At 73.7% G+C, this 1,009-nt stretch carries 1 protein-coding gene and 1 pseudogene; both read left to right on the forward strand.

Annotation, left to right across the window (positions count from 1 at the left end; translation table 11 throughout):
* A pseudogene (locus HMPREF3105_RS12360) lies at nucleotides 1–251 on the forward strand (hypothetical protein); the annotation flags it as partial.
* Nucleotides 251–1,009, forward strand: a 759-nt coding sequence (locus tag HMPREF3105_RS12365) for a YhgE/Pip family protein (protein WP_168168019.1), incomplete at its 3' end; no start/stop codon positions are given. The pseudogene HMPREF3105_RS12360 and the gene HMPREF3105_RS12365, both read left to right, overlap by 1 nt.

Here is a 1,009-nt window from a genome sequence, read left to right on the forward strand (position 1 = left end):
CCGTCGTCGGGGAGCTGTCCGCGCCCGATCGCGCGCTGCTGGCCGCCGTCGTCGCCTGCCTGCGCCCGGCCCGCCTCGTCACCTTCGACGACGTGGACGCCACCCTGACCCTCGATCAGCTGGTCGCGCTCCACGCGGCCCTGGACGTCCTCAAGGACCACGGCCACCCGTTCGCGGTGAGCGCCGTGGCCTCCGCGCCCGTGCCGCGCGACGCCGTCGTCCTCACCCTGCCCCCCGTCCGGGAGAACTGATGCTGTTCCGCTACGAGCTGCGACGCTTCCGCCGTGGCCTGCCCCTGCTCGCCCTGCTGTTCATCTTCCTCGTCCCCGCCATCTACGGCGCCCTCTACCTGTCCGCGAACTGGGACCCCTACGGGGCCATGGACCGTCTGCCGGTGGCGATCGTCAACGAGGACGAACCCGTCCAGCGCGGCGACACCACGCTGCGCACCGGCGCGGACATGACCGAACGCCTCAAGGACGACCGCGCCTTCGACTGGCGCGAGACCACGCGCGAGGAGGCCGAGGAGGGACTGCGGGAGGGCCGGTACTACCTCGTCCTGGAGATCCCCGCCGAGCTCAGTCGTGACCTCGTCAGCCCCGAGGGCGGCGGGACACCGCGGCAGGCGCAGATCACCCTGCGCCGAGACGACGCCAACGGCTTCGTGATCGGCTCCGTCACGAACGCGAGCCAGGCCAAGGTCGAGGCCGCCGTGAACCGGTCCGCGATCGAGGCGTACTTCGAGGCCGTCTTCTCCAGCCTCGGCGAGCTGCGGTCGGGCATGGTGGACGCCGCCGACGGCGCCGCGCAGCTGGCCGACGGCACGGCCTCCGCGGAGGACGGCGCGAGCCAGCTGGAGGACGGGATCGTCCAGGCCCACGACGGCTCGGGCAAGCTGGCCGAGGGCGCGGGCCAGCTCGCCACGGGTGCGGGTGACCTCGCGGACGGCGCCGCCCAGGCCGACGACGGCGCCCAGCGACTCGCCGAGGGCGCCGCATCCGCGCAGGAC

Source organism: Micrococcus sp. HMSC31B01 (genome assembly GCF_001816085.1).
Taxonomy (GTDB): domain Bacteria; phylum Actinomycetota; class Actinomycetes; order Actinomycetales; family Micrococcaceae; genus Micrococcus; species Micrococcus luteus.